The sequence below is a fragment of the Paenarthrobacter nitroguajacolicus genome, assembly GCF_051027655.1.
Lineage (GTDB): Bacteria > Actinomycetota > Actinomycetes > Actinomycetales > Micrococcaceae > Arthrobacter > Arthrobacter nitroguajacolicus.
Genome location: NZ_CP073234.1, coordinates 2,375,361 through 2,397,256 on the forward strand (window position 1 = coordinate 2,375,361; position 21,896 = coordinate 2,397,256).

Annotated in this window: 18 protein-coding genes; 11 read left to right on the forward strand and 7 right to left on the reverse strand. The window is 61.8% G+C overall.

All coding sequences use genetic code 11. The features are described 5' to 3' along the window. The first annotated feature begins 3 nt into the window (after positions 1-3). Entirely contained in the window at positions 4-543 is a 540-nt protein-coding gene (locus KCX59_RS11330; RefSeq protein ID WP_091467313.1) for a dihydrofolate reductase family protein, read from the forward strand. Between the two features lie 27 nt (positions 544-570). Here the strand turns inward: KCX59_RS11330 and KCX59_RS11335 are convergent, their stop codons facing one another. Beyond that, the gene (locus KCX59_RS11335) at positions 571-1,035 is read right to left on the reverse strand and encodes a hotdog fold thioesterase (RefSeq protein ID WP_243836761.1); all 465 of its coding nucleotides are present in this window, start codon (positions 1,033-1,035) and stop codon (positions 571-573) included. A gap of 160 nt (positions 1,036-1,195) precedes the next feature. Here KCX59_RS11335 and polA point away from each other — a divergent pair, with 160 nt between their 5' ends. Next, the gene (polA, locus tag KCX59_RS11340) at positions 1,196-3,838 is read left to right on the forward strand and encodes a DNA polymerase I (protein WP_256870492.1); all 2,643 of its coding nucleotides are present in this window, start codon (positions 1,196-1,198) and stop codon (positions 3,836-3,838) included. A gap of 84 nt (positions 3,839-3,922) precedes the next feature. Then, positions 3,923-5,236, forward strand: coding sequence for a GNAT family N-acetyltransferase (locus KCX59_RS11345; protein WP_179016674.1), 1,314 nt, complete (start codon positions 3,923-3,925; stop codon positions 5,234-5,236). 26 nt (positions 5,237-5,262) lie between these two features. Here the strand turns inward: KCX59_RS11345 and KCX59_RS11350 are convergent, their stop codons facing one another. Next, positions 5,263-5,559, reverse strand: coding sequence for a hypothetical protein (locus tag KCX59_RS11350; RefSeq protein ID WP_256871322.1), 297 nt, complete (start codon positions 5,557-5,559; stop codon positions 5,263-5,265). A gap of 10 nt (positions 5,560-5,569) precedes the next feature. Here KCX59_RS11350 and KCX59_RS11355 point away from each other — a divergent pair, with 10 nt between their 5' ends. Both KCX59_RS11355 and rpsA read left to right on the forward strand, forming a co-directional pair. Next, positions 5,570-6,253, forward strand: coding sequence for a polysaccharide deacetylase family protein (locus KCX59_RS11355; RefSeq protein WP_370629155.1), 684 nt, complete (start codon positions 5,570-5,572; stop codon positions 6,251-6,253). A gap of 183 nt (positions 6,254-6,436) precedes the next feature. Continuing rightward, a complete protein-coding gene (gene rpsA, locus KCX59_RS11360) occupies positions 6,437-7,912 on the forward strand; it encodes a 30S ribosomal protein S1 (RefSeq protein WP_011774756.1) in 1,476 nt (491 codons plus the stop codon). A 94-nt stretch (positions 7,913-8,006) separates the two neighbouring features. On the opposite strand, the gene KCX59_RS11365 is transcribed toward rpsA, so the two are convergent. After that, on the reverse strand, positions 8,007-8,696 hold the full coding sequence (locus tag KCX59_RS11365) for an IMPACT family protein (RefSeq protein ID WP_179016672.1): 690 nt from the start codon (positions 8,694-8,696) through the stop codon (positions 8,007-8,009). 22 nt (positions 8,697-8,718) lie between these two features. On the opposite strand from KCX59_RS11365, the gene coaE reads away from it, so the two are divergent. The 4 genes from coaE (at position 8,719) to KCX59_RS11385 (ending at position 14,659) form a co-directional block, all read left to right on the forward strand. Further along, on the forward strand, positions 8,719-9,957 hold the full coding sequence (gene coaE / locus KCX59_RS11370) for a dephospho-CoA kinase (RefSeq protein WP_179016671.1): 1,239 nt from the start codon (positions 8,719-8,721) through the stop codon (positions 9,955-9,957). A gap of 29 nt (positions 9,958-9,986) precedes the next feature. Then, positions 9,987-12,083 carry an excinuclease ABC subunit UvrB gene (gene uvrB / locus KCX59_RS11375; protein WP_091467321.1) on the forward strand — a complete coding sequence of 699 codons (2,097 nt, stop codon included), beginning with the start codon at positions 9,987-9,989 and terminating at the stop codon, positions 12,081-12,083. A 168-nt stretch (positions 12,084-12,251) separates the two neighbouring features. Then, the gene (locus KCX59_RS11380) at positions 12,252-13,280 is read left to right on the forward strand and encodes a TerC family protein (protein WP_091467322.1); all 1,029 of its coding nucleotides are present in this window, start codon (positions 12,252-12,254) and stop codon (positions 13,278-13,280) included. Between the two features lie 29 nt (positions 13,281-13,309). Then, the gene (locus KCX59_RS11385) at positions 13,310-14,659 is read left to right on the forward strand and encodes an MFS transporter (protein ID WP_179016670.1); all 1,350 of its coding nucleotides are present in this window, start codon (positions 13,310-13,312) and stop codon (positions 14,657-14,659) included. On the opposite strand, the gene KCX59_RS11390 is transcribed toward KCX59_RS11385, so the two are convergent. The 4 genes from KCX59_RS11390 to KCX59_RS11405 are packed head-to-tail and all read right to left on the reverse strand — an operon-like array spanning position 14,656 to position 20,471. After that, positions 14,656-15,999: an alpha/beta fold hydrolase gene (locus KCX59_RS11390; RefSeq protein ID WP_179016669.1), complete on the reverse strand. Its 1,344-nt coding sequence runs from the start codon at positions 15,997-15,999 to the stop codon at positions 14,656-14,658. The genes KCX59_RS11385 and KCX59_RS11390 overlap by 4 nt on opposite strands. Further along, positions 15,992-16,504, reverse strand: a complete 513-nt coding sequence (locus KCX59_RS11395) for a GNAT family N-acetyltransferase (RefSeq protein WP_179016668.1) — start codon at positions 16,502-16,504, stop codon at positions 15,992-15,994. Before KCX59_RS11395 ends, KCX59_RS11390 begins: the two co-directional genes overlap by 8 nt. Before the next feature lie 32 nt (positions 16,505-16,536). Next, positions 16,537-17,925, reverse strand: coding sequence for a CoA transferase (locus KCX59_RS11400; RefSeq protein ID WP_179016667.1), 1,389 nt, complete (start codon positions 17,923-17,925; stop codon positions 16,537-16,539). A gap of 11 nt (positions 17,926-17,936) precedes the next feature. Next, positions 17,937-20,471, reverse strand: coding sequence for a DEAD/DEAH box helicase (locus KCX59_RS11405; RefSeq protein ID WP_091467332.1), 2,535 nt, complete (start codon positions 20,469-20,471; stop codon positions 17,937-17,939). A gap of 70 nt (positions 20,472-20,541) precedes the next feature. Between KCX59_RS11405 and KCX59_RS11410 the strand changes: the two genes are divergently transcribed. Together KCX59_RS11410 and KCX59_RS11415 are read left to right on the forward strand one after the other, a co-directional pair. Then, positions 20,542-21,336: a trans-aconitate 2-methyltransferase gene (locus KCX59_RS11410; protein WP_179016666.1), complete on the forward strand. Its 795-nt coding sequence runs from the start codon at positions 20,542-20,544 to the stop codon at positions 21,334-21,336. 154 nt (positions 21,337-21,490) lie between these two features. Next, positions 21,491-21,871 (forward strand): GntR family transcriptional regulator, encoded by a 381-nt coding sequence (locus tag KCX59_RS11415; protein WP_091467334.1) that lies wholly within the window; start codon positions 21,491-21,493, stop codon positions 21,869-21,871. The last annotated feature ends 25 nt before the right edge of the window (positions 21,872-21,896 follow it).

Here is a 21,896-nt window from a genome sequence, read left to right on the forward strand (position 1 = left end):
GCCATGTCGATTTTCCAGTACTACGTAGCTTCAACCATTGACGGCTTCATCGCTTCGCCGGACGACGACCTTGGCTGGCTCCTGCAGTTCGACCAGGTTGAGGGCGTTAACGAGAGCATCGAGTCCTTCATGGCGGGCGTCGGCTGTATCGCCATGGGCGGCGATACCTATCGCTGGCTCATGGAACACGAACCCGGCAAATGGCCGTATCCGGACACGCCCTGCTGGGTGTTCACCCATCACGAATACTCCGCTCCGGCCGGTTCGGATATCACCTTCGTCCGGGGTGACGTCCGGGAGTTCGCCCCGGACCTGCTGAAGGATGCCGGCGACAAGAACGTCTGGCTGGTGGGCGGAGGCGACCTCGTGGCCCAATTCGCCAATGCCGGCCTGCTTCACGAGATGATCGTCACCATCATTCCCGTGGTGCTGGGCGCAGGGAAGCGACTACTGCCCCTCAACGGCCCGACGGCGCCACTTGAGTTGGTTTCGTCGAAGATCCTGGGTGGGGCCGCGGCCGAACTGCACTACCGCTTGCCGTGACGCTTCAGGCTCAGTGACGGTTCCAGCTCAGTGGCGGTTGTCCCGGATCATGTTGGTGATCCGGGCAGTTGAGAGTCTGCGCCCTTTGTCATCCGTGATGACGATCTCGTGGGTGGCCAAGGTCCCGCCAAGGTGAATGGCCGTGCACGTGCCTGTCACTATGCCGCTCGCAACGGACCGGTGATGGGTTGCGCCCACCTCGATACCCACCGCATGGCGACCCCTGCCTGCGTGGAGGGAAGCGGCGAACGAACCCAAAGTCTCAGCCAGGACAACATGCGCGCCGCCATGGAGGATACCGGCCACTTGGGTGTTTCCTTCCACCGGCATCGTGGCCACCGTGCGCTCGGCGCTCATTTCCGTGAACCGGATGCCCAGTTTCACCACAAGGGCGCCAACGCCATGCGCTGAAAGCCAATCGTGGAACTCTTCGGGAACACCTGCCTCGTTGAGTTCGTCGACAAACCGGTTCGGCGTGAAATTGTCCATCATGCCAACTAGGCTGGCACCTGTGAGTGAAACAACCAAACCGGACCAGGTTCCAACGGCCCAAGCTGCTGCCATCGCTACAGCACCCACCCCCTCTGCCACAGCATCCACCAGCTCAATGGGGGAGGGCCGGCCCAGGCTGCTGGTCCTGGACGGCCACTCCATGGCTTTCCGGGCTTTCTACGCCCTTCCCGCAGAGAATTTCTCCACGGCCAGGGGTCAGTACACCAACGCAGTGCACGGGTTTACGTCCATGCTGATCAACCTGATCAAGGACCAGAAGCCCACCCACGTTGCCGTCGCTTTCGACGTCTCGGACGACACGACGTTCCGCAAAGCGGAGTACAGCGAATACAAAGGTGGCAGGAACGCCACTCCTGCGGAGTTTGCCGGCCAGATCGGCCTCATTGCCAAGGTCATGGAAGCCTGGGGCATCAGGACCATAGCCATGCCCGGCTATGAAGCCGATGATGTCTTGGCCACGCTGGCAGCCCAAGGTGACGCTGCAGGCTTCGAAGTCCTTCTTGTCTCAGGCGACAGGGACGCGTTCCAGCTGATCAACGACAACGTCTTTGTGCTGTATCCCAAGCAGGGTGTCAGCAACATCCCCAGGATGGACGCTGCGGCCATCGAGGAGAAGTACTTCGTCAAGCCTGGTTTGTACTCGGACCTCGCCGCGCTCGTGGGCGAAACTGCGGACAACCTTCCCGGCGTTCCGGGCGTTGGCCCCAAGACCGCGGCCAAGTGGATTAATCTCTACGGTGGCCTGGAAGGCATCCTTGACAACCTTGACTCCATCGGCGGCAAGGTGGGAGGGGCCCTGAAGGAAAACATTGAAAACGTCAAGCGCAACCGCAGGCTCAACCGGCTGCTGACCGACCTCGACCTTCCCCTCACCTTGGCTGACTTGCATGAGCCACGTCCGGATCGCCAGGCCATAGAGGATCTGTTCGAGGAACTCGAATTCCGGACGCTCCGTACGCGGTTGTTCGACCTCTACGGTGATGACACTGCCGGAGCGGCCCCCGACACCATCGATGCCCCTGACTACTCGGTACTCACGGACGCCGCGGGACTTGAGGCCTTCTTCGCAGCCGGATCCGGTGTGCGTTCAGCGTTGGCAGTACAGCTGGTCCCTGGACGCATCGGTGATGACGCGAGTGCCTTGGCTGTCGTCAGGAGCAACGGAGCTGCGTACATCGAATTGACGAGCCTGGACGCTGCAGCTGAGACCGTCCTGGCTCGGTGGCTCAAGGACCCCGAGGAAGCCAAGGTGCTTCACGAGTTCAAGTCGGCCCTCAAGGCTCTCCACAACCGTGGCCTCGGCTTGGAGGGCGTAGTGGATGACACCTCCATCTCCGGCTACCTGATCCAGCCGGACCGCCGTAGCTACGACCTCGCCGAGCTCGCCCAAGTTCACTTGAAGATCTCCCTTGCCACGGCCGCCACACAGTCCGGGCAGCTGGAACTCGACCTCTCGGGTGGAACAGACCAGGCTGCAGCAGCAGCGCTCGTCCAGCATGCCGCCGTCGTACATGCCCTCAGCAAGCACTTCGAAACGGAACTTGCCGACATCAAGGCTGACGCCCTGCTGACGACGCTGGAGCTTCCTGTGGCACGTGTGCTGGCACAGATGGAACTGACCGGCATCTTTGTGTCCACGGACCGTATGGACGAGCAACTCGCGGACCTCACCAAGGTGATCGAGAATGCCCAGGAACAGGCATTCGCGGCGATCGGCCACGAGGTGAACCTCGGATCGCCCAAGCAGTTGCAGACGGTCCTTTTCGAGGAACTCGGCCTGCCCAAGACCAAGAAGATCAAGTCCGGCTACACCACGGACGCCGCGTCCCTGAAGGGGCTGCTGGAGAAGACCGGCCACGAATTCCTGGTCCAGCTCATGGCGCACCGCGAGTCTTCCAAGCTGGCTCAGATGGTGGAGACCCTCAAAAAGTCCGTTGCTGATGATGCACGCATCCACACAACGTATGCGCAAAACATTGCAGCCACCGGCCGCATCTCGTCCAACAACCCCAACCTGCAGAACATCCCGGTCCGCAGCGAGGAAGGACGTCGCGTCCGCGGCATCTTCGTCGTCAGCGAAGGCTACGAGTGCCTGTTGTCGGCCGACTACTCGCAGATCGAAATGCGCATCATGGCTCACCTTTCAGGCGACGAAGCGCTGATCCAGGCATACCGTGACGGCGAGGACCTGCACCGCTTTGTAGGATCGCGGATCTTCAACGTGGCACCGGCCGAAGTTACCAGTGCCATGCGCTCCAAGGTGAAAGCGATGTCCTATGGCCTGGCGTACGGCCTGACGTCCTTCGGCTTGTCCAAGCAGCTGGAAATCTCCGTGGATGAGGCACGCACGCTCATGAAGGACTACTTCGACCGCTTCGGCGGGGTGCGTGACTACCTGCGCGGTGTAGTGGATCAGGCCAGGACGGACGGTTATACGGCCACCATTGAGGGTCGTCGCCGCTACCTGCCGGACCTGACCAGCACGAACCGGCAGGCAAGGGAAGCAGCAGAACGCATCGCCCTGAACTCGCCCATCCAGGGCTCGGCTGCGGACCTCATCAAGCGCGCCATGCTGGGTGTCTCGGCGGAGCTCGCCAGCCAGGGCCTCAAATCGCGCCTGCTGCTGCAGGTCCACGACGAACTTGTCCTGGAAGTGGCCCCGGGCGAACGCGAAGCCGTGGAGAAGTTGGTCATCGACCAGATGGGTTCGGCCGCTGAGTTGTCCGTCCCGCTTGATGTCCAGATTGGCGTCGGTTCCAGCTGGTACGAGGCCGGACACTAGTCCACGGAAGCTTTCAGAGGAACGCCGGAGGGCGCGCCGCCTTGATGGTGGCGCGCCCTCCGGCCTCTGGCTAGGCTCGAAGGCGTGGCCGATCCCAATGAAAAGATGTCCGGAAAATACACCGTCCAACGTTTCCCAGCCGTAGCCGATCCTGAAGACGCCGGCTATGGCCGCTGCACCACCTGGGTGCAGGCCGTCTCCCACGGATTCCATCAACAGCGGCGCGATGATGAATACCTGGCCAAAACCCTGGCGGCCTACCAAAGGGACAAGCGCGAACTGACAGGCGTCTATGCCAATGGCACCGTGCCTGTGCATTCGCTTGGCTCCGAGGTTCCGGTGGCAACGTACGCGACTATGCGCAAGGCCCTGAACATAGGTTTTGGCCGCCAGCTTGAATCCAACCTCGTCACCGCCGTGACAGTCCGCGGCACCCACCGGCGGAACGGGATTCTTCGCGGCATGATCACCGCCGACTTGGAAGCTGCCAAGGATGACGGCCTGGCCATGGCCGCCCTCACCGCGTCAGAGGCGTCCATTTATGGCCGCTTCGGCTTCGGTGTTGCCACTTTTGAGCGAAGCATCAAGGTTGATACCGGGCCAAGATTCCGCCTCAGGGGCCAGCCGCTGGGCGCCGTGGAAGTCGCCGATCCCTCTGTTTTGCTGGACATCGCGCCGCAGGTTTTTGAACGCGTCCAGCGGCTCTCGCCGGGTTCCATCGACAGGCAAGAGTACTACCGGCTGCTTGCCTCCGGTTCCATCGGCCATGACGGCAAGCCCGACACCTCCGTCCGCTGCGCCCTTCACTATGACCCTTCCGGATCATTGGATGGTTACGTTTCGTACCGCTTTAAAGGGTGGGACCATAAGCCTTACACCATGGAAATCGTGGACCTCGTCGCGGCAAGCAACGCGGCCTACCTGGACCTGTGGCGATTCCTGGGCAGCATCGACCTCATTGACGAAGTGACCTGGGCAGAAGCGCCTGTGGACGACCCCCTCGCATGGGCCTTGGAAGACCCAAGGTGCATCGAGGCCTCTGAGATCCGCGACATGCTGTGGCTTAGGATCCTCGATACTCCTGCTGCCCTGCGCGCCCGCAGCTTCCCGGCCGCCGGCAGGCTGGTGCTGGAGGTGTCGGATTCTTTGGGTCTGGCGGGTGGCACCTGGGTTCTGGAGTCCGACGGCGGTGCTGCCGCCGTCGTGAATGAAGCGTCCGGCGAGGCGCCGGACCTCATCCTGGACGTCACAGATCTCGCATCCATCTACCTTGGTGCCGTGTCGCCGGTAACGTTGGCCGCTGCAGGTCGTATCAGCGAGAAAACAGCGGGAGCTGCTTTCCTGGCCCAGCAGTTGTTTGCCGTCGAACGTTCCGCTCACTGTCTGACGCACTTCTAGCAACCTCGTCTTTCGCAAGCACGTCTTTACAACCACATAGCTACAAACCAGATAGGGACATCCATGGGGGATTCCAAGCGGCGGCCATTGGCCGGCCGGCGATCAGTGCTGCTTGTAATGGCGGGCCTTGCGTCCGCCGCTCTGACGGCGTGTGCGGACAGGGGCGGTACGACGCAGCCTTCCACGTCAAGCACAAGCCCGCCCGCTCCAATGTCCCACCGAACGGGACCGGCCGTACCGCCACCGTCCATAGCCACCAGGTCCAGTGAACAGGCGGCCGCTGCCCTCGCGCCGACTGTTCCCCCCAAGTCGATACCTGACAAGCAACAAATCGTGGCCGAGTTCGCGGGGAGGCAGCCCAAGGAATGGGGACTGCATGTGACGGGGGTCGTGAACAATTCGCGGTCGCATCACGTGGCGTTGACATTCGACGCTTGCGGCGGGCCCGGGGGTACAGGGTGCGACCACGCACTGCTGAACACTCTTCGCCGGCACAAGGTCCCTGCAACCCTGTTCGTCAACAGCCGATGGCTCCACGCCAACCCCTCGCTTTCGGCTGAACTGGCGCTCGACCCGCTGTTCGAACTCGCCAATCACGGCACCGCCCACCTCCCGCTGTCGGTGAACGGCAGGGCAGCGTATGGCATCCATGGAACCGCCACCGTTGCCGCTGCCTACGACGAACTCATGGGTAACCAGGCGATCCTCCAGGAGATCAGTGGCAAGGTCCCACAGTTTTTCCGTCCGGGTACTGCGTTCTACGACGACGTCGCAGTCGAGGTGACGCGAAGGCTCGGTATGCTGCCGGTCAACTTCACAGTCAACGGCGACGGCGGCGCAACGTTTTCGGCGGCCACCGTTGCCGCCGAAGTGGGGCGGGTGGCGCCCGGAGACATCGTCATTTCACACTTCAACAGACCGGCCGCAGGCACAGCCGGAGGCTATGCGCGTGCCCTGCCGCAGCTACTGGATCAAGGAGTCACGTTCACGCGTCTGGGAGACATCCTCTCGCCGTGACACTCCTTTTGACCCTGCTTTGCCAATGCGACTAGAATAAACGGGCGTGTACTACGTGCATGCATCCATTTGTACTAATCCACAAATCAGGTTGACCCGGTATTTTGCCGTGTTCTGCCGTCCGGACCCGGGCGGCAGCGGTTTGCCTGACCGACTAACTATCCACAACGGAGCCCCTACTACATGACCATCACCTCCACCGAGAAGCCCGGTACCCCCGTAGTCGCCATTAACGACATCGGTACCGCTGAGGACTTCCTCGCAGCTGTCGACGCCACCATCAAGTACTTCAACGACGGAGACCTCGTCGAAGGTACCGTCGTCAAGGTCGACCGCGACGAAGTTCTGCTCGACATCGGTTACAAGACCGAAGGTGTCATCCCTTCCCGCGAGCTTTCCATCAAGCACGATGTTGATCCCGGTGACGTCGTCGCCGTTGGCGATCAGGTCGAAGCTTTGGTTCTCACCAAGGAAGACAAAGAAGGCCGTCTGATCCTCTCCAAGAAGCGTGCTCAGTACGAGCGTGCCTGGGGCGACATCGAGAAGGTCAAGGAAGAAGACGGTGTCGTTACTGGTACCGTCATCGAGGTTGTCAAGGGTGGCCTCATCCTGGACATCGGCCTGCGCGGCTTCCTGCCCGCATCGCTCGTGGAGATGCGTCGTGTCCGCGACCTCGCTCCGTACATCGGTCAGCAGATCGAAGCCAAGATCATCGAGCTGGACAAGAACCGCAACAACGTTGTGCTGTCCCGCCGTGCATGGCTCGAGCAGACCCAGTCCGAGGTTCGCTCCACGTTCCTCAACAAGCTGGAAAAGGGCCAGGTTCGTCCGGGCGTCGTTTCCTCCATCGTTAACTTCGGTGCATTCGTGGACCTGGGCGGCGTAGACGGCCTCGTTCACGTTTCCGAGCTGTCCTGGAAGCACATCGACCACCCGTCCGAGGTTGTCGAGGTTGGCCAGGAAGTCACCGTCGAGGTCCTCGAAGTGGATCTGGACCGCGAGCGTGTCTCCCTGTCGCTCAAGGCTACGCAGGAAGATCCGTGGCAGACCTTTGCCCGCACCCACGCCCTCGGCCAGGTTGTTCCGGGTAAGGTCACCAAGCTGGTTCCGTTCGGTGCGTTCGTTCGCGTCGAAGACGGCATCGAAGGCCTCGTGCACATCTCCGAGCTGGCTGTCCGCCACGTGGAGCTTGCAGAGCAGGTTGTCTCCGTTGGCGACGAACTGTTCGTCAAGGTCATCGACATCGACCTCGAGCGTCGCCGTATCTCCCTCTCCCTCAAGCAGGCTAACGAGGGCGTTGACGCTGACAGCACCGAGTTCGATCCCGCTCTGTACGGCATGGCCGCTGAGTACGACGAAGAGGGCAACTACAAGTACCCTGAGGGCTTCGACCCCGAGTCGAACGAATGGCTCGAAGGTTACGAGACCCAGCGCGCCGCTTGGGAGCAGCAGTACGCTGACGCCCAGACCCGCTGGGAAGCCCACAAGAAGCAGGTTGCCCAGCACGCTGCTGACGACGCTGCTGCTGCAACGTCCGGTGAGAGCGATTCCGGCACCACCAGCTACTCCTCGGAGCCGGCTGCTGCCGAGTCCAACGCTGGTACCCTGGCGTCTGACGAAGCACTCGCCGCACTGCGTGAGAAGCTGACCGGCAACTAATTCCGCCTCCCTCACGGGATGTGCTGAATAGCCAAAAAAGGACCCCTGCCTCCGGGCAGGGGTCCTTTTGCATATTCCGTGAAGCCGGCCATGTTTAGCGGGGGACGTCAACCCATTCTGTTCCCTGTGGCCTGAGCTCCAAGTTGCCGGCTGTCAGCGAAGCCAGCCGTGAGCGTGCCGCCGAAATTGCTGCTGCATCATCCGGCAAAGCCACTCGCAGTACGGTGTGCCGGGGTTCGTATCCGGTCTCCGCCATGACGTACCCGGCGCTGCGAAGTTCGTTCTCCAAACGGCCGGCCTCGGCATGGGGGACGTCGATGACGCACAGGCGCAGCCTTCGCCGATGAACCAACGGTGCCCGCTCCAGGGCTGCCGACACCGATTCGGAGTACGCACGGACCAGGCCGCCCGCACCCAGGAGGATTCCACCGAAATAGCGCACGACGACGGCACTTACGTCGCTGAGGTCCGTCACCCCCGGCGCGGTCTCGCGTTTGATCAGGGCCTCCAGCATGGGAATGCCTGCCGTGCCCGAGGGTTCGCCGTCGTCGCTGGACCGTTGAATCATCCGATCAGGACCTATGACGAAGGCCGAGCAATGGTGACGGGCGTCGTAGAATTCACGCCGCAGGTCACTAACCAGTGAGCGGGCGGTTTCCTCGTCTGGTGAGCGCCGAAGAACGGTAATGAAACGGGACCGCCGGATCTCCAGTTCGTGTCGGAAATCCGAACCCACCGCGAGTGTCGTGTACGTTGTCGCGCGGCTGTCATCCTCATTTTCCACCGCTTCAGTCTAGTGTTGGAGGGTGCTGAAGATCGGGCTGACGGGCGGCATCGCCTCAGGGAAATCACTGGCGGCATCCAAGCTGCAGGAATTGGGTGCCATCCTTGTGGACGCAGACCTCATTGCGCGGGAAGTAGTGGAGCCTGGAACTCCAGGACTGGCTGGCGTCGTGGACGCATTCGGTCCTGGAATCCTTGACGAAACGGGAAGGCTTGACCGGCCCAAACTTGGTTCCATCGTGTTTCGGGACCCTGCTCAACGCGAAGTACTCAACGGCATCATCCATCCGCTGGTCCGCGAGGCTGCTGCGGCGATTGTGTCAGGTGCCGGCCCTGGTGACATCGTGGTCCAGGACATTCCGCTCCTCGTCGAGACCGGGCAGGGCAGTAGCTTCCATTTGGTACTGGTGGTGGATGCTCCCGATGAAGTGCGCATTCAGCGCATGGTGGAGTTCCGCCGGATGTCCAGGGATGACGCCTTGGCCCGTATGGCTTCACAGGCCACGCGTGCGGAGCGCAATGCTGCTGCCGACGTTGTCCTGACCAACTCCGGAAGCCGGGAAGAGTTGCTCGCCGCCGTCGAGGCTTTGTGGGAGCGGCGCCTGATCCCCTTCGCGGAGAACCTCAGCCGGGGCACCAGGGCCTCCCGTAACGATGGCCCTGTCATGAGCCGGTCGAAGGGGGACTGGGGGGTCCAGGCCGAGCGGCTCGCGGAGCGGGTTCTCGTTGCCGCTCCCCACGACATCCTTGCAGTGGACCATATCGGCTCCACGTCGGTACCGGGCCTGGCGGCAAAGGACGTGATTGACCTCCAACTCGCTGTGGCCGATCTTGCGACGGCCGACAGGATCGCGCCGCTCCTTGCCGCTGCCGGCTTCCCCGCCGTGCCGGAGGCTAAGCAAGACACCCCAAAGCCCTCCCAAGCCGATCCCGCAGAGTGGCAGAAGAGACTCCATGCCAACGCAGATCCAGGTCGGCCGGTGAACCTTCATGTCCGGGTGGCCGGCTCGCCCGGATGGCGCTATGCGCTGCTTTTCCGCGACTGGTTGCGGGCAGACCAGTCTGCCCTGACCCATTACCAGGCGCACAAGCAGGAATTGGCGGCCGCGCACGCGGCGGATCACGGCACGGGGGACTACGCTGACGCAAAGGAGCCGTGGTTCACCGAGGTTGCCTGGCCGCTCATGAACGCCTGGGCCGAGCGCACAGGCTGGATGCCGCCGTCGTATATGTCTTCAGCTGAAGGCAAACGCGGACAGTAGCTGTCCTAGGGCGGGGGTAGATTGGTTTCATGAGCCTTGCCCAGGAAATCAACCGTGTCGTCGCGCCTTTCGAAGTGATCAGTGAGTTTAAACCCGCGGGTGATCAACCGACTGCCATCGCAGAACTGACCGAACGAATCAACAACGGTGAAAAGGACGTTGTCCTGCTCGGCGCCACTGGTACGGGCAAGAGCGCCACCACGGCATGGCTCATCGAACAGGTCCAGCGGCCCACCCTGGTGATGGTCCAGAACAAGACCCTTGCAGCCCAGCTAGCCAATGAATTCCGGGAGCTGCTGCCTAACAATGCGGTGGAATACTTCGTCTCCTACTACGACTACTACCAGCCAGAGGCCTACGTAGCGCAGACGGACACCTTCATCGAAAAAGACTCCTCAATCAATGAGGAAGTGGAACGGCTTCGGCACTCTGCCACTAACGCCCTCCTGACCCGCCGCGACGTCATCGTGGTGGCTACGGTATCCTGCATCTACGGCCTGGGTACGCCTGAAGAGTACATCGCCGGCATGGTGACGCTCCGCAAGGGCGCAGAAATGAACCGCGACCATCTCCTCCGGAAGTTCGTCTCCATGCAGTACGCACGCAATGACATGGACTTCCATCGGGGCACCTTCCGGGTCCGTGGCGATACCGTTGAGATCATCCCCATGTACGAGGAACTCGCCATTCGGATCGAGTTCTTCGGTGATGAAATCGAGAACATCCAGACACTCCATCCCCTCACCGGTGAGGTCCTCCGGGACGAGGAAGAGATGTACGTTTTCCCGGCCTCGCACTATGTGGCGGGCCCTGAGCGTATGGCCCGCGCCATCAAGCGGATCGAGGACGAACTTGCTGATCGCTTAAAGGTCCTCGAAGGCCAGAACAAGCTTGTGGAAGCCCAGAGACTCCGGATGCGCACTACGTACGACCTCGAAATGATGCAGCAGATGGGGTTCTGCAACGGCATTGAGAACTACTCCGTGCACATCGATGGCCGCGAGCCTGGAACAGCACCACACTGCCTGATCGACTACTTCCCGGATGACTTCCTGCTGGTGGTTGATGAATCCCACGTCACCATTCCGCAGATCGGTGCCATGTACGAGGGCGATATGTCCCGTAAGCGCAACCTCGTGGACTTCGGCTTCCGCCTGCCGTCGGCGATGGACAACCGGCCCCTCAAATGGGATGAATTCCTGCAACGCATCGGCCAGACTGTGTACCTGTCCGCAACCCCGGGCAAGTACGAGCTCGGCAAAGCCGACGGCTATGTGCAGCAGATCATTCGCCCCACCGGCCTTATCGACCCCGAGGTAGTGGTCAAGCCCACCAAGGGACAGATTGACGACCTGCTCGGTGAAATCAGGACCCGCACGGAAAAGAATGAGCGCGTCCTGGTCACCACCTTGACCAAGCGCATGGCAGAAGACCTTACGGACTACCTCGTGGGTCACGGCGTCAAGGTGGAGTATCTTCACTCCGACGTCGATACCCTGCGTCGAGTGGAACTGCTCCGCGAACTTCGAATGGGCGTCTTCGACGTCCTGGTGGGCATCAACCTGCTCCGCGAAGGTTTGGACCTTCCCGAGGTATCCCTCGTCAGCATTCTGGACGCGGACAAGGAAGGTTTCCTGCGTTCCTCCACCTCCCTGATCCAGACCATCGGCCGTGCTGCCCGTAACGTTTCGGGTCAGGTACATATGTACGCGGACAGGATTACCGACTCCATGGCCCATGCCATTGAGGAGACCAACCGGCGCCGAGCTATCCAGGTGCAATACAACACGGATCACGGCATCGACCCGCAGCCGTTGCGCAAGAAGATTGCGGACATCACCGATCAGCTGGCCAAGGAAGACGCGGACACCCAGGAACTGCTCAACAACAACAGGCTGGCCAAGGGCGGCAAGCGCAAGGCGGCCGCCAAAGGTGCCGCCACAGTTCGGCAGGATGGCCTTGCCGCAGCTCCGGCAGAAGACCTTGTAGGCCTCATTGAGCAATTGACCGAACAGATGCACGGGGCGGCTGCTGAGCTTCAGTTCGAGGTCGCTGCCCGCATCCGCGATGAAGTCAAGGAATTGAAGCGCGAATTACGCCAGATGCAGTCCGCCGGGCACGCCTAAGGTAAGGTTGAGGTCACGTAGGGGAGTATCCCAAGCGCTACGTCCGTCAGCACGCAAGGCACAGATGCCTCGCCGGATCTAGCGGGCCGCCAAAATTTGCATTCACCGCACCCTGGCAGGCCGGAGAGACTTACACCGCTTTCCCGTACCCTGCGAAAGGCACCTTTAATGCAGCTTCCCGTCTGGTTTGAGATCGGCTCCTTTGTCGCTCTCGGAATCATCCTGCTGATCGACCTCCTGTTGGTCGTCAAGCGTCCCCATGAACCTTCCATGAAGGAAGCCGGCCTGTGGGTCGGCTTCTACGTCGCGCTTGCCCTGCTCTTTGCAGTTGCAATGTTCGTCTTTGCAGGCCCCGAATATGGCGGCCAATTCGTCGCAGGCTGGGTCACTGAGTACAGCCTGAGCATCGACAACCTCTTTGTGTTCATCATCATCATGGCCCGCTTCTCGGTGCCCCGTAAGTACCAGCAGGAAGTGCTCATGGTGGGCATCATCATCGCGCTGATCCTTCGCGGTATCTTCATCGCCTTGGGCGCAGTGGTCATCGAGCAGTTCAGCTGGGTCTTCTACATCTTCGGCGCGTTCCTTCTCTGGACGGCCTGGAAGCAGGCCAAGGACTCCGGCGAAGACGAAGAAGAAGGCGCCGAAAACCCTCTGATCGCCCGCCTGCGCAAGGTCTTGCCGATGTCCGAGAAGTTCGACGGCAACAAGATCCGCACCGTGGTGGACGGCAAGAAGGTCTTCACGCCCATGCTGATCGTCTTCATCACCATCGGCCTCACGGACCTCCTGTTCGCCGTGGACTCCATCCCCGCGATCTTCGGCCTGACCCAAAGCGCTTTCATCGTCTTCACAGCCAACATCTTCGCCTTGATGGGCTTGCGCCAGCTGTACTTCCTCCTCGGCGGACTCATGACACGGCTGGTGTACCTGAAGCATGCCCTGTCCGTCATCCTGGCCTTCATCGGGGTCAAGCTTGTCCTCCACGCAATGCACGTGAACGAGCTTCCGTTCATCAACGGCGGACACCACATCGAATGGGCTCCTGAGATCCCCACCTATGTGTCGTTGGCTGTCATCGTCGGTACCATCATCGTTGCTGTCGTAGCCAGCTTGATGAGCCCGCAGGCACGGCAAGCCAAGCTGGATGCCCGACTCGAGGCAGATGCCAAGAAGAGCATGAGCGAGGCCGAGTAACTGACCTCCAAAGGTTGTAGTCTCGTGAAGTGACTACCACTTCAACTACGGCGCTGGACCCACAACGGGTTCAGCGCCGTACTGTTTTCCTGCTCAGCTCCGCACAGCTGCTCAGCGGCGTTGGCAATGGGGCGACTCTCTCCATCGGGTCCCTGCTGGCCGTGGACTTATCAGGTTCCGAAGCCTGGGCCGGCTCCATCACCACCGTCCTGACACTGGCTGCAGCAATCGCAGCACTGCCGCTGGCAAGGTTGGCTGAGGCACGGGGCCGGCGCGTAGGACTCGTCACCGGCCTGGCAGCTGCGATGGTGGGTGCCTTGCTCATCATCGCCGCAGTGATGAGCGAGTCGTTCGTCCTGCTTCTGCTTGGCGCAGCTTTTCTCGGCCTTGGCACAGCCGCGAACCTGCAGGCTCGTTTCGCCGCCGTCGACCTCGCCGAACCGGAGCACCGCGGACGATCATTGTCCACGGTGGTCTGGGCCATCACCATCGGGGCTGTGGCAGGGCCCAACCTGATACAGCCAGGAGCCGCCGTAGGTGCGGCACTGGGCCTGCCGCCCATCGCCGGCCCCTTTGTGTTCTCGGCCGTGGGATTGTTCCTGGCGGCCGGGCTACTGCACGCGGGACTACGGCCAGATCCTCTGCTGCTGTCCCGTCGCTTGGCCCGTCAGACCGACGTTAGCGGCGAGCCGGGACCTCAGCCTGTCCGGGGAACCATCCGGTCCGGTCTTCGAGCCGTCCGATCATCACCGCAGGCGATACTGGCCCTGGCAGCCGTCGTGGCTGCGCACGGCGTCATGGTGGCGGTCATGTCCATGACCCCACTGCATCTTCAACAGCTGGTGGGCGGATCCCATGAGGGACACCACGGAACCACCGACAGCACGGATGCACTGGTGGTTATCGGGCTCACGATTTCCCTCCACATTGCTGGAATGTTCGCCCTGTCTCCGCTCTGGGGTTGGCTAACAGACAAGGCCGGCCGATTTCAGACCATTGCCATGGGCCATGGACTTCTTCTCGTGGCGGTGTTCATCGCCGGGTTCGGCCAGCAGGAGCCTGTGTTGGTGACAGCGGGGTTGATTCTCCTGGGACTGGGCTGGTCGGCGGCAACCATTGCTGGATCAACGCTTTTGGCCGAGAGCGTCGTACCTGACCAACGGGTCACCGTGCAGGGTGTCTCCGACACCCTGATGGGTGCCGCGGGGGCGCTCGGAGGCGCAACCTCAGGCCTGCTTCTTGCGTGGATCGGCTATCAAGGGCTCAATATCGCTTCCAGCCTTCTCGCCGCAGCCGTGCTGGCCCTGACAGCCGTCACGGCAACCCGGCAGCGGGCGGCCACCTCGATAGATGGCCGCACCGATGGCACCTCCACCTAACGGTTGGCGCGCACCATACCGAAGAGCCTCCCGAAGATGCCCTCACCGTCTTCGCCGATGCCGTCATGATGGAAGTCCGACGTAACCCAGGTTTGAAGTCCGCGCACCGCGGCCGCGGTCTCAAGCGATAGATCATGATCCACGTAGATGTCGTCCTTGTACACAGCCGCTGCGACGGGAACAGTGTTGGACGCCAACCGGGTGGGGTCATACAACGGTTTCCAGTCCTTGCGGGCGGCCAGTTGTTCGGCCACCTCGCGTAAGGGAACCAGCGCTGGATCCTGTTCGAAATACCACGGATACACCATTTCGCCTGTGAGCAGAGGCTCCCCGGCTTCCGGCTTGAACTCCGGGTAGTCCTCCAGAACGCGCCAGGCGGCCCAGTTGGTTGCCTCTCCCTGAGCGTAGATTGATTCGTGCAGGACGGCGTAGAGCGGATTGGCCGCCCGACTCACCAGTCCCCGTACTTGTTCAAGGAATGATTCGGACAACCGCTCGCCGGAGGGCGTGTCGATGAACGCGTCCTCCAAAAGATAGTGAAGCGCATCAACCCGGGTGTTGCCGCCCAGGAAGGATCCCACCATTTGGAAACGCTCCGGCGTTAGCCGTTCGCCACTGGCGAGGAATTCAGGGTGCTGCTCCAAATGACGGGCAATGCGCGTGACCTTTTTCCGGTCCTCCGGGTACCACGAAAAATACTCGGCGTTCCTGGCTGCAACCCGACGGAACGTTGCTTGATACACGCGCTCCGCTGAACCGTGGAGCGGTGCCAGGCCGCCCGTGATGAGCACTTCGCGCAGTCCTTCCGGCGCGTATGACAGGTACGTCAGTGCACAGAACCCGCCGAAGCTCTGTCCCAACACTGACCAGGGTCCGGAGCCCAGGACACCTCGGATGTACTCGGCGTCAGCCACAATGGAATCGGCACGGAAGCGGGTCAGGTATTCTGCCTGCGACGCGGCGTCACCCCGGAGCTCCAATGACTGACGCTCAATCGGGGTGGACAGTCCGGTGCCGCGTTGGTCAAGCATGAGGATGCGGAAGTCCTTCGCTGCCGCCTTCATCCAGCCGGACAGCGACGTTACACGATTGCCCCTGCCGCCGGGCCCCCCTTGGAGGAACAAGAGCCACGGCAGCTTGGCCGCTTCGTCCGCCGAATGGTCAGTGGACGAGTATTCCCGGGCGAAGACCGTGATCGTCTCGTCGGGTACGTCTGCCTGATGCGTCAAGGGAACAGTGAAGTAGTGCTCCGCCGTCCGTAGTCCACGAAATTCGTGGCGGGCTTGGATGATGTGCCTGCCGGTGGCGGCCCGCTCGTCAGCTACGTACGGTTCAGCCACGGGTCAGCGCCTCTTTCGCCTCACTGACGTCCGCTCCAAAGGCCTGGAGTGCGTGGCCTGTCAGCCTGAACGTCGACCATTCCTCCATGGGGAAAGCGCCAAGGTTCTTGTAGAAGTTGATGGAGGGTTCGTTCCAGTTCAGGACGCTCCATTCCACCCGGGCGTAACCGCGTTCGACGGCGGTGGCGGCCAGATATTGCAGGAGCGCCTTTCCGTGGCCCTCGCCACGGGCATCCGGCACTACGTAGAGGTCCTCAAGGTAGATGCCGTGGACGCCTTCCCATGTGGAGTAGTTCAGGAACCAGAGCGCGAAACCTTGAACTGTGCCGGAGCTGTTTTCGGCAATGGTGGCGTATACCCGCGGGTTCTCGCCAAAGAGTACTTCGGTGAGCATGGCCGGGGTGTTCTTAACTGCGTCCGGTTCCTTTTCGTAGATCGCAAGGTCGTGGATCATACGCAGGATGGCGGGAACGTCGTCAACGGTGGCGGGGCGGATTACACTCATGCATTCGAGCTTACTAGGGGCTTGCCGGACTCCTACCGCCAGGCAAGCGTAGACGTTCCATAACGTACGGGCGGTTCCCGGTACGTGAGCGGTATGCCCGCCACCACAAGGGGCGGCCCTACGAACCTGAGCTCGCCGTAGGGGCTGTCCGCTTCAAGGTACTCCGGTTCATGGAGTTGGCTCACCGGGCTGCATTGGTAGCCGGAAGGCAGGGCGAAGAGCTCCTCGGCCGTCCGCGCCAGGGAGAGTTTCGCTGCTCCACCGGTTCCGGTCATGAGTCGCTCGGCCAGCAGGGCCAGCACTGCCGCCGCGAGTCCGTATCCTGTGGCGTGGTCCAGTGCCTGAACCGGAAGCGCACCAGGTGTCCACCCGTCGTCGTGATGCCGTCCATACCGCTCAGCGATTCCGCAGGCTGCCTGGACGAGGCTGTCAAAGCCCCGCCGTCCCTTCCACGGCCCGCTGCTGCCCCATGCGGTAAGTGTGACAACCACCAGCCCGGGCTTGGTGGCGAGCAGCGCGTCCTGGCTCAATCCGAATTTGTCCAAGCCCCCGTCCCGGTATCCGGTGACCACCACATCTGCTGAGGCGACGAGAGCATGCACAGTTGCAATGTCTTCATTCTTCCTGAAATCAGCCTCGGCGCTGCGCTTGTCGAACCCGGCGTCGATAAAAGCATCGATCAGCTCCGGAAGGACGGGTGGGTCGATGCGCAGGACGTCTGCGCCCAGGGCACCCAGCAGGCGCGTGGCAGTAGGGCCGGCGATGACGCGTGTCAGGTCGAGCACTCTCAACCCATCCAACGGCTGAAACGGGTTCTCCGCCGGCATCCATGGCGTGGAATCCGAACCCACGGACCGAATATCAGAACGCGAGAGGCTGATCCACGGACCGGAGATTGCCGCGCCATGCATCGGCGAGGCCACCCATTCCTCGCGGCTCCGGACAGCGGCAGCCACCCCCTTGTGAGCCGCGATCACAGTCTCGGCCTCCAAGGACGTCATAGCCAACAGCGCACGGTCAACGTCCTGCGGCACTGTGGCCGATAACGCTTCCATCAGCCGTGCTGCGTGATGAGGGTAGTTGGCGTGGAGGCGGATCCAGCCGTCGGCCGTGCGCCGGAATCCCGACGTGGGGGCGAAGCCTTGGGGTTTCCGGCCCTCAACCCGAAGGTGCCCCAGTGAATCGAAAGACGCTGCAGTCAGGCCTGAGTCAATCGAGTATCTGCCTGGGTGTCCAGTCAGCGCATTGAGCGCTGTAGCGGCGGCTTGAACCGAACCCAGCGCCAGACCCTCCACGTCCAGGCCGCCACCCCACCATCGACGCGAACCAGTGCAGGCCGCCCGCTGCTGCCCGCGTAAGGCTTCCATCTCCCGCAAGCCCGCGGTCAGATCCGGGACGGATTCAAAGGCTCCGGGTTTCATCGCAAGTGGACCTAGAGCCTGTTGACGTCTGTCACCCGGACCACGGCGGTTCCAGTCTCATCGGATGCTGCCAAGTCCACCTCGGCCGAAATTCCCCAATCGTGGTTGCCCGCAGGGTCATCGAAGATCTGCCGGACCTTCCACGTCCCTGGTTCCTCAGTGATGATGAGCAACCCGGGACCCCGCGCATCAGGACCGGTGCCGATGTCGTCATGTTCGTCGAAGTAGTCGTCCAGGACTTCTTCCCACCGCTCGGCGTCCCAGCCGGCATCGGCGTCGAGTTCGCCCAAGGCTGCGGAATCCTCGTCCGCAAAAAGTTCAACCCTGCGGAACATCTCATTCCGCACCATGACCCGGAAAGCCCGGATGTTGGTGGTCAGCAGCGGCGGCGGGGGCGGCGGAGCGTCATGGGGTGTGGGGGCAAGCCCGGACGTGAGCTCTTCCCACTCGTCCAAGAGGCTGGAATCCACTTGGCGCACCAGCTCACCCAGCCACGCGATGAGGTCTTCAAGGTCCTCGCGGAGCGAATCCTGGGGAACCGTCTGCCTGAGCGCGCGGAAGCCATCCGCCAGGTAACGCAGGACGATGCCCTCCGACCGGGCAAGGCCATAGAACTGCACGAACTCGCCAAAGTTCATGGCACGCTCATACATGTCCCGGATAATCGATTTCGGAGCGAGCTCGAAGTCGCCCACCCAGGGGGCCGCCTTCCGGTAGACCTCGAAGGCCTCGCCGAGAATCTCCGCCAAGGGCATGGGATAAGTAACTTCGTCCAGCATGGCCATGCGCTGGTCATACTCAATGCCGTCAGCCTTCATGGCGGCAACAGCCTCGCCTCGAGCCTTCTTCTGCTGGGCAGAGAGAATCTGGCGCGGCTTCTCCAGCGTGGACTCAATGACGGAGACAACATCCAAGGCGTAGGAGGGAGACTCAGGATCAAGGAGCTCCAACGCGGCAAGCGCAAAGGGGGAGAGCGGCTGGTTAAGGGCAAAGTTTGCCTGCAGGTGAACAGTCAGCCGGACTGAGCGCCCTTCAGCCTCCTGTTCCTCCTCCGGGATGCGTTCCACCACACCCGCGGCCAGCAATTCCCTGTAGATTCCCAAGGCCTTCTTCATCAACTTGAGCTGCGCCGGGCGGCTCTCATGGTTCTCACTTAGCAGGCGCCGGGTTGCCTGGAAGGGATCGCCCGGCCGTTCCATAAGGTTCAACAGCATCGCGTGGGTGACCGTAAAGCTGGAAGTCAAAGGCTCGGGCACAGACTCCACGAGACGCTTGAACGTCGGCTCCCCCCAGGAAACGAACCCTTCCGGAGGTTTTTTCTTGACCACTTGGCGCAGTTTCTTCTGGTCATCGCCAAACTTGGCGGTGGCTTTGGCCATGGCCTTGGTGTTCTCCACCACGTGGTCCGGAGCCTGAACCACCACCGTCCCGGCGGTGTCATAGCCGGCGCGGCCTGCGCGGCCGGCAATCTGGTGGAACTCACGTGAGTTAAGCGATCTGGTGCGTACGCCGTCGTACTTGCTAAGAGCCGTCAACAGCACCGTCCGGATCGGCACGTTGATGCCCACACCCAAAGTATCGGTTCCGCAGATCACCTTGAGGAGGCCTGCTTGGGCGAGCTGTTCCACCAAGCGGCGGTACTTGGGCAACATACCGGCGTGATGTACCCCGATCCCGTGCCGGACCAGCCTGTTGAGCGTTTTTCCGAAGCCGGCGGCAAACCTGAATCCAGCAATCAACTCTGCAATGCGGTCCTTTTCAGCACGGCTGCACATGTTGATGCTCATGAGGTTTTGGGCCCGCTCGATAGCTTCCGCCTGGCTGAAATGCACCACATAGACGGGAACCTGCTTGGTGGAGAGCAGTTCTTCCAGCGTCTCGTGAACCGGGGTCAGGTGGTAGTAGTAATGCAGCGGAATGGGACGTTCCGCAGAGCTGACAGTCGTGGTGGTCCGGCCCGTCAGCTCAGACAAACCGGTTTCGAATCGGGAGACGTCGCCCAGGGTGGCGGACATCAGGAGGAACTGGGCCTGGGGGAGTTCCAGGAGCGGTACCTGCCACGCCCAACCGCGCTGCGGGTCGGAGTAAAAGTGGAACTCGTCCATGATCACGGAGCCCAGCTCGGCCGCAGAGCCTTCGCGCAGGGCGATGTTGGCCAGGATTTCCGCCGTGCAGCAGATGATGGGGGCATCCTGGTTCACGCCGGAATCACCGGTGATCATGCCAACATTTTCGGCACCGAAGATCTCGCAGAGTGCGAAGAACTTCTCGGAAACCAGTGCTTTGATCGGGGCTGTGTAATAGCTCCGCTGGCCGCGTGCCATTGCCTCAAAGTGCGCCGCAATTGCTACCAGGGATTTACCGGAGCCCGTGGGCGTGGCCAGGATAACGTTGGCGCCGGAGGCAAGCTCCATGATCGCTTCGTCCTGCGCCGGGTATAGCTGCAATCCACGGCTCTCGGTCCACGCCACGAACCGGGTGTAGATTTCGTCCGGGTCCAAAGGACCGGTGGCCGTGGAACCGGGGAGCTGCTCAAGAAGTTTCATTGGTTTCCAGCTTAGTGCCCGGACGGTTTAGGCTCGGCCCAGCAGGCATGGCAGACGCGAGGAGGCTTTTGTGAAGTGGGATCCATCCAAGTATGTGGAATTCGGCAACCATCGCGACCGGCCATTCCATGACCTCGTCGCGAGGGTCCGGGCTGACGAACCAAGGACAGTCATTGACCTCGGCTGCGGTCCCGGGAACCTGACCGCTACGCTGGTTGATCGCTGGCCTGAGGCGCACGTTGTGGGTCTGGACTCCTCGGAGGAAATGCTCCTCAAAGCACAGTCCCTCCGGGAGCAGTCCCCCCAGGAGCAATCCGGCCGGCTGACCTTCCAGCTGGGCGATATCACGCAGTGGGTCCCCGATGCGGATACTGACGTCGTGGTCACGAATGCCGCTCTCCAATGGATTCCCGGACATCAGGAGATGTTGGCCGGTTGGCTTCGCGTCCTCAAACCGGGGGCATGGTTTGCCATGCAGGTGCCGGGAAACTTCACGTCGCCGTCCCACACCCTGATGCGGCAACTGGCCGAATCGCCAAGGTGGTCTACACGGCTGGGTGGCGTGCTTCGACACGATGGCGCTGTGGGCAGTCCTGCGGACTACCTGGGCATCATGCTCGACGCCGGATGTGCAGCAGACGCTTGGGAGACCACCTACCAGCAGGTTCTGCAAGGTGAAGACCCGGTATTGGAGTGGGTCCGGGGCACTGGGCTTCGTCCAATATTGGCAGCCTTGACTCCCCTGGAGGCATCTGAATTCGAAGCGGAATACTCGGCCCTGCTGCGTGAGGCCTACCCTTCGACGATCCATGGAACGGTCTACCCATTCCGTCGCGTTTTCGCCGTAGCCCAAAAGGCCGCATGACCCGGCAGCACGCTTCGACCCACGTAGCATTCAGTTTCCTCCGCCGTGACAGCTTGTTCCTGACCGGCGTCGCTGGTCTAATTCTCGGCATGGACCAAGGATGCTTCGTACAAGAGATGCCCCGTGTGGAGCCGACGCCAGGCCGGATCTCGTCGTGACTCCCACCGGGGATTTTCCGGGCAGCTGGCGCCCTAACACCAGCAGCGCCGTTGCGCTCTTTGAACAATTGAGACTGCGCATCATTGAACTGGTGGATGCCGGAATCCTTGCCGTTGGCGCCAAGCTTCCTCCTGTTCGCAATCTGGCCGGGGTGCTGGATGTCGCTCCGCACACCGTTGCCCGCGCATATAAGGAATTGGAAGCAGCCGGGGTAGTGGCAACACGTGGGCGCAATGGAACTGTGGTCTGCCCGCGGGATGATCGTTGGGGAGCACTAGCCGGTGTTGCCGCAGAATATGCCGCCGCCGCCAAGGCCCAAGGAGCTTCGTTCGCTGAGGCAGTGCAGCTTCTTGCTGCTGCCTACGATGCCGACTGATACCGATCAGTAGCATGTGAGGCAC

Excerpts from the sequence above, each read along its gene's own strand:
- KCX59_RS11330 (WP_091467313.1), top strand. The coding sequence starts at position 4 with ATGTCGATTTTCCAGTACTACGTAGCTTCAACCATTGACGGCTTCATC.
- KCX59_RS11335 (WP_243836761.1), bottom strand. The coding sequence starts at position 1,035 with ATGATGGACAATTTCACGCCGAACCGGTTTGTCGACGAACTCAACGAG.
- polA (WP_256870492.1), top strand. The coding sequence starts at position 1,196 with ATGGCTTTCCGGGCTTTCTACGCCCTTCCCGCAGAGAATTTCTCCACG.
- rpsA (WP_011774756.1), top strand. The coding sequence starts at position 6,437 with ATGACCATCACCTCCACCGAGAAGCCCGGTACCCCCGTAGTCGCCATT.
- uvrB (WP_091467321.1), top strand. The coding sequence starts at position 9,987 with ATGAGCCTTGCCCAGGAAATCAACCGTGTCGTCGCGCCTTTCGAAGTG.
- KCX59_RS11380 (WP_091467322.1), top strand. The coding sequence starts at position 12,252 with ATGCAGCTTCCCGTCTGGTTTGAGATCGGCTCCTTTGTCGCTCTCGGA.
- KCX59_RS11395 (WP_179016668.1), bottom strand. The coding sequence starts at position 16,504 with ATGAGTGTAATCCGCCCCGCCACCGTTGACGACGTTCCCGCCATCCTG.
- KCX59_RS11400 (WP_179016667.1), bottom strand. The coding sequence starts at position 17,925 with ATGAAACCCGGAGCCTTTGAATCCGTCCCGGATCTGACCGCGGGCTTG.
- KCX59_RS11405 (WP_091467332.1), bottom strand. The coding sequence starts at position 20,471 with ATGAAACTTCTTGAGCAGCTCCCCGGTTCCACGGCCACCGGTCCTTTG.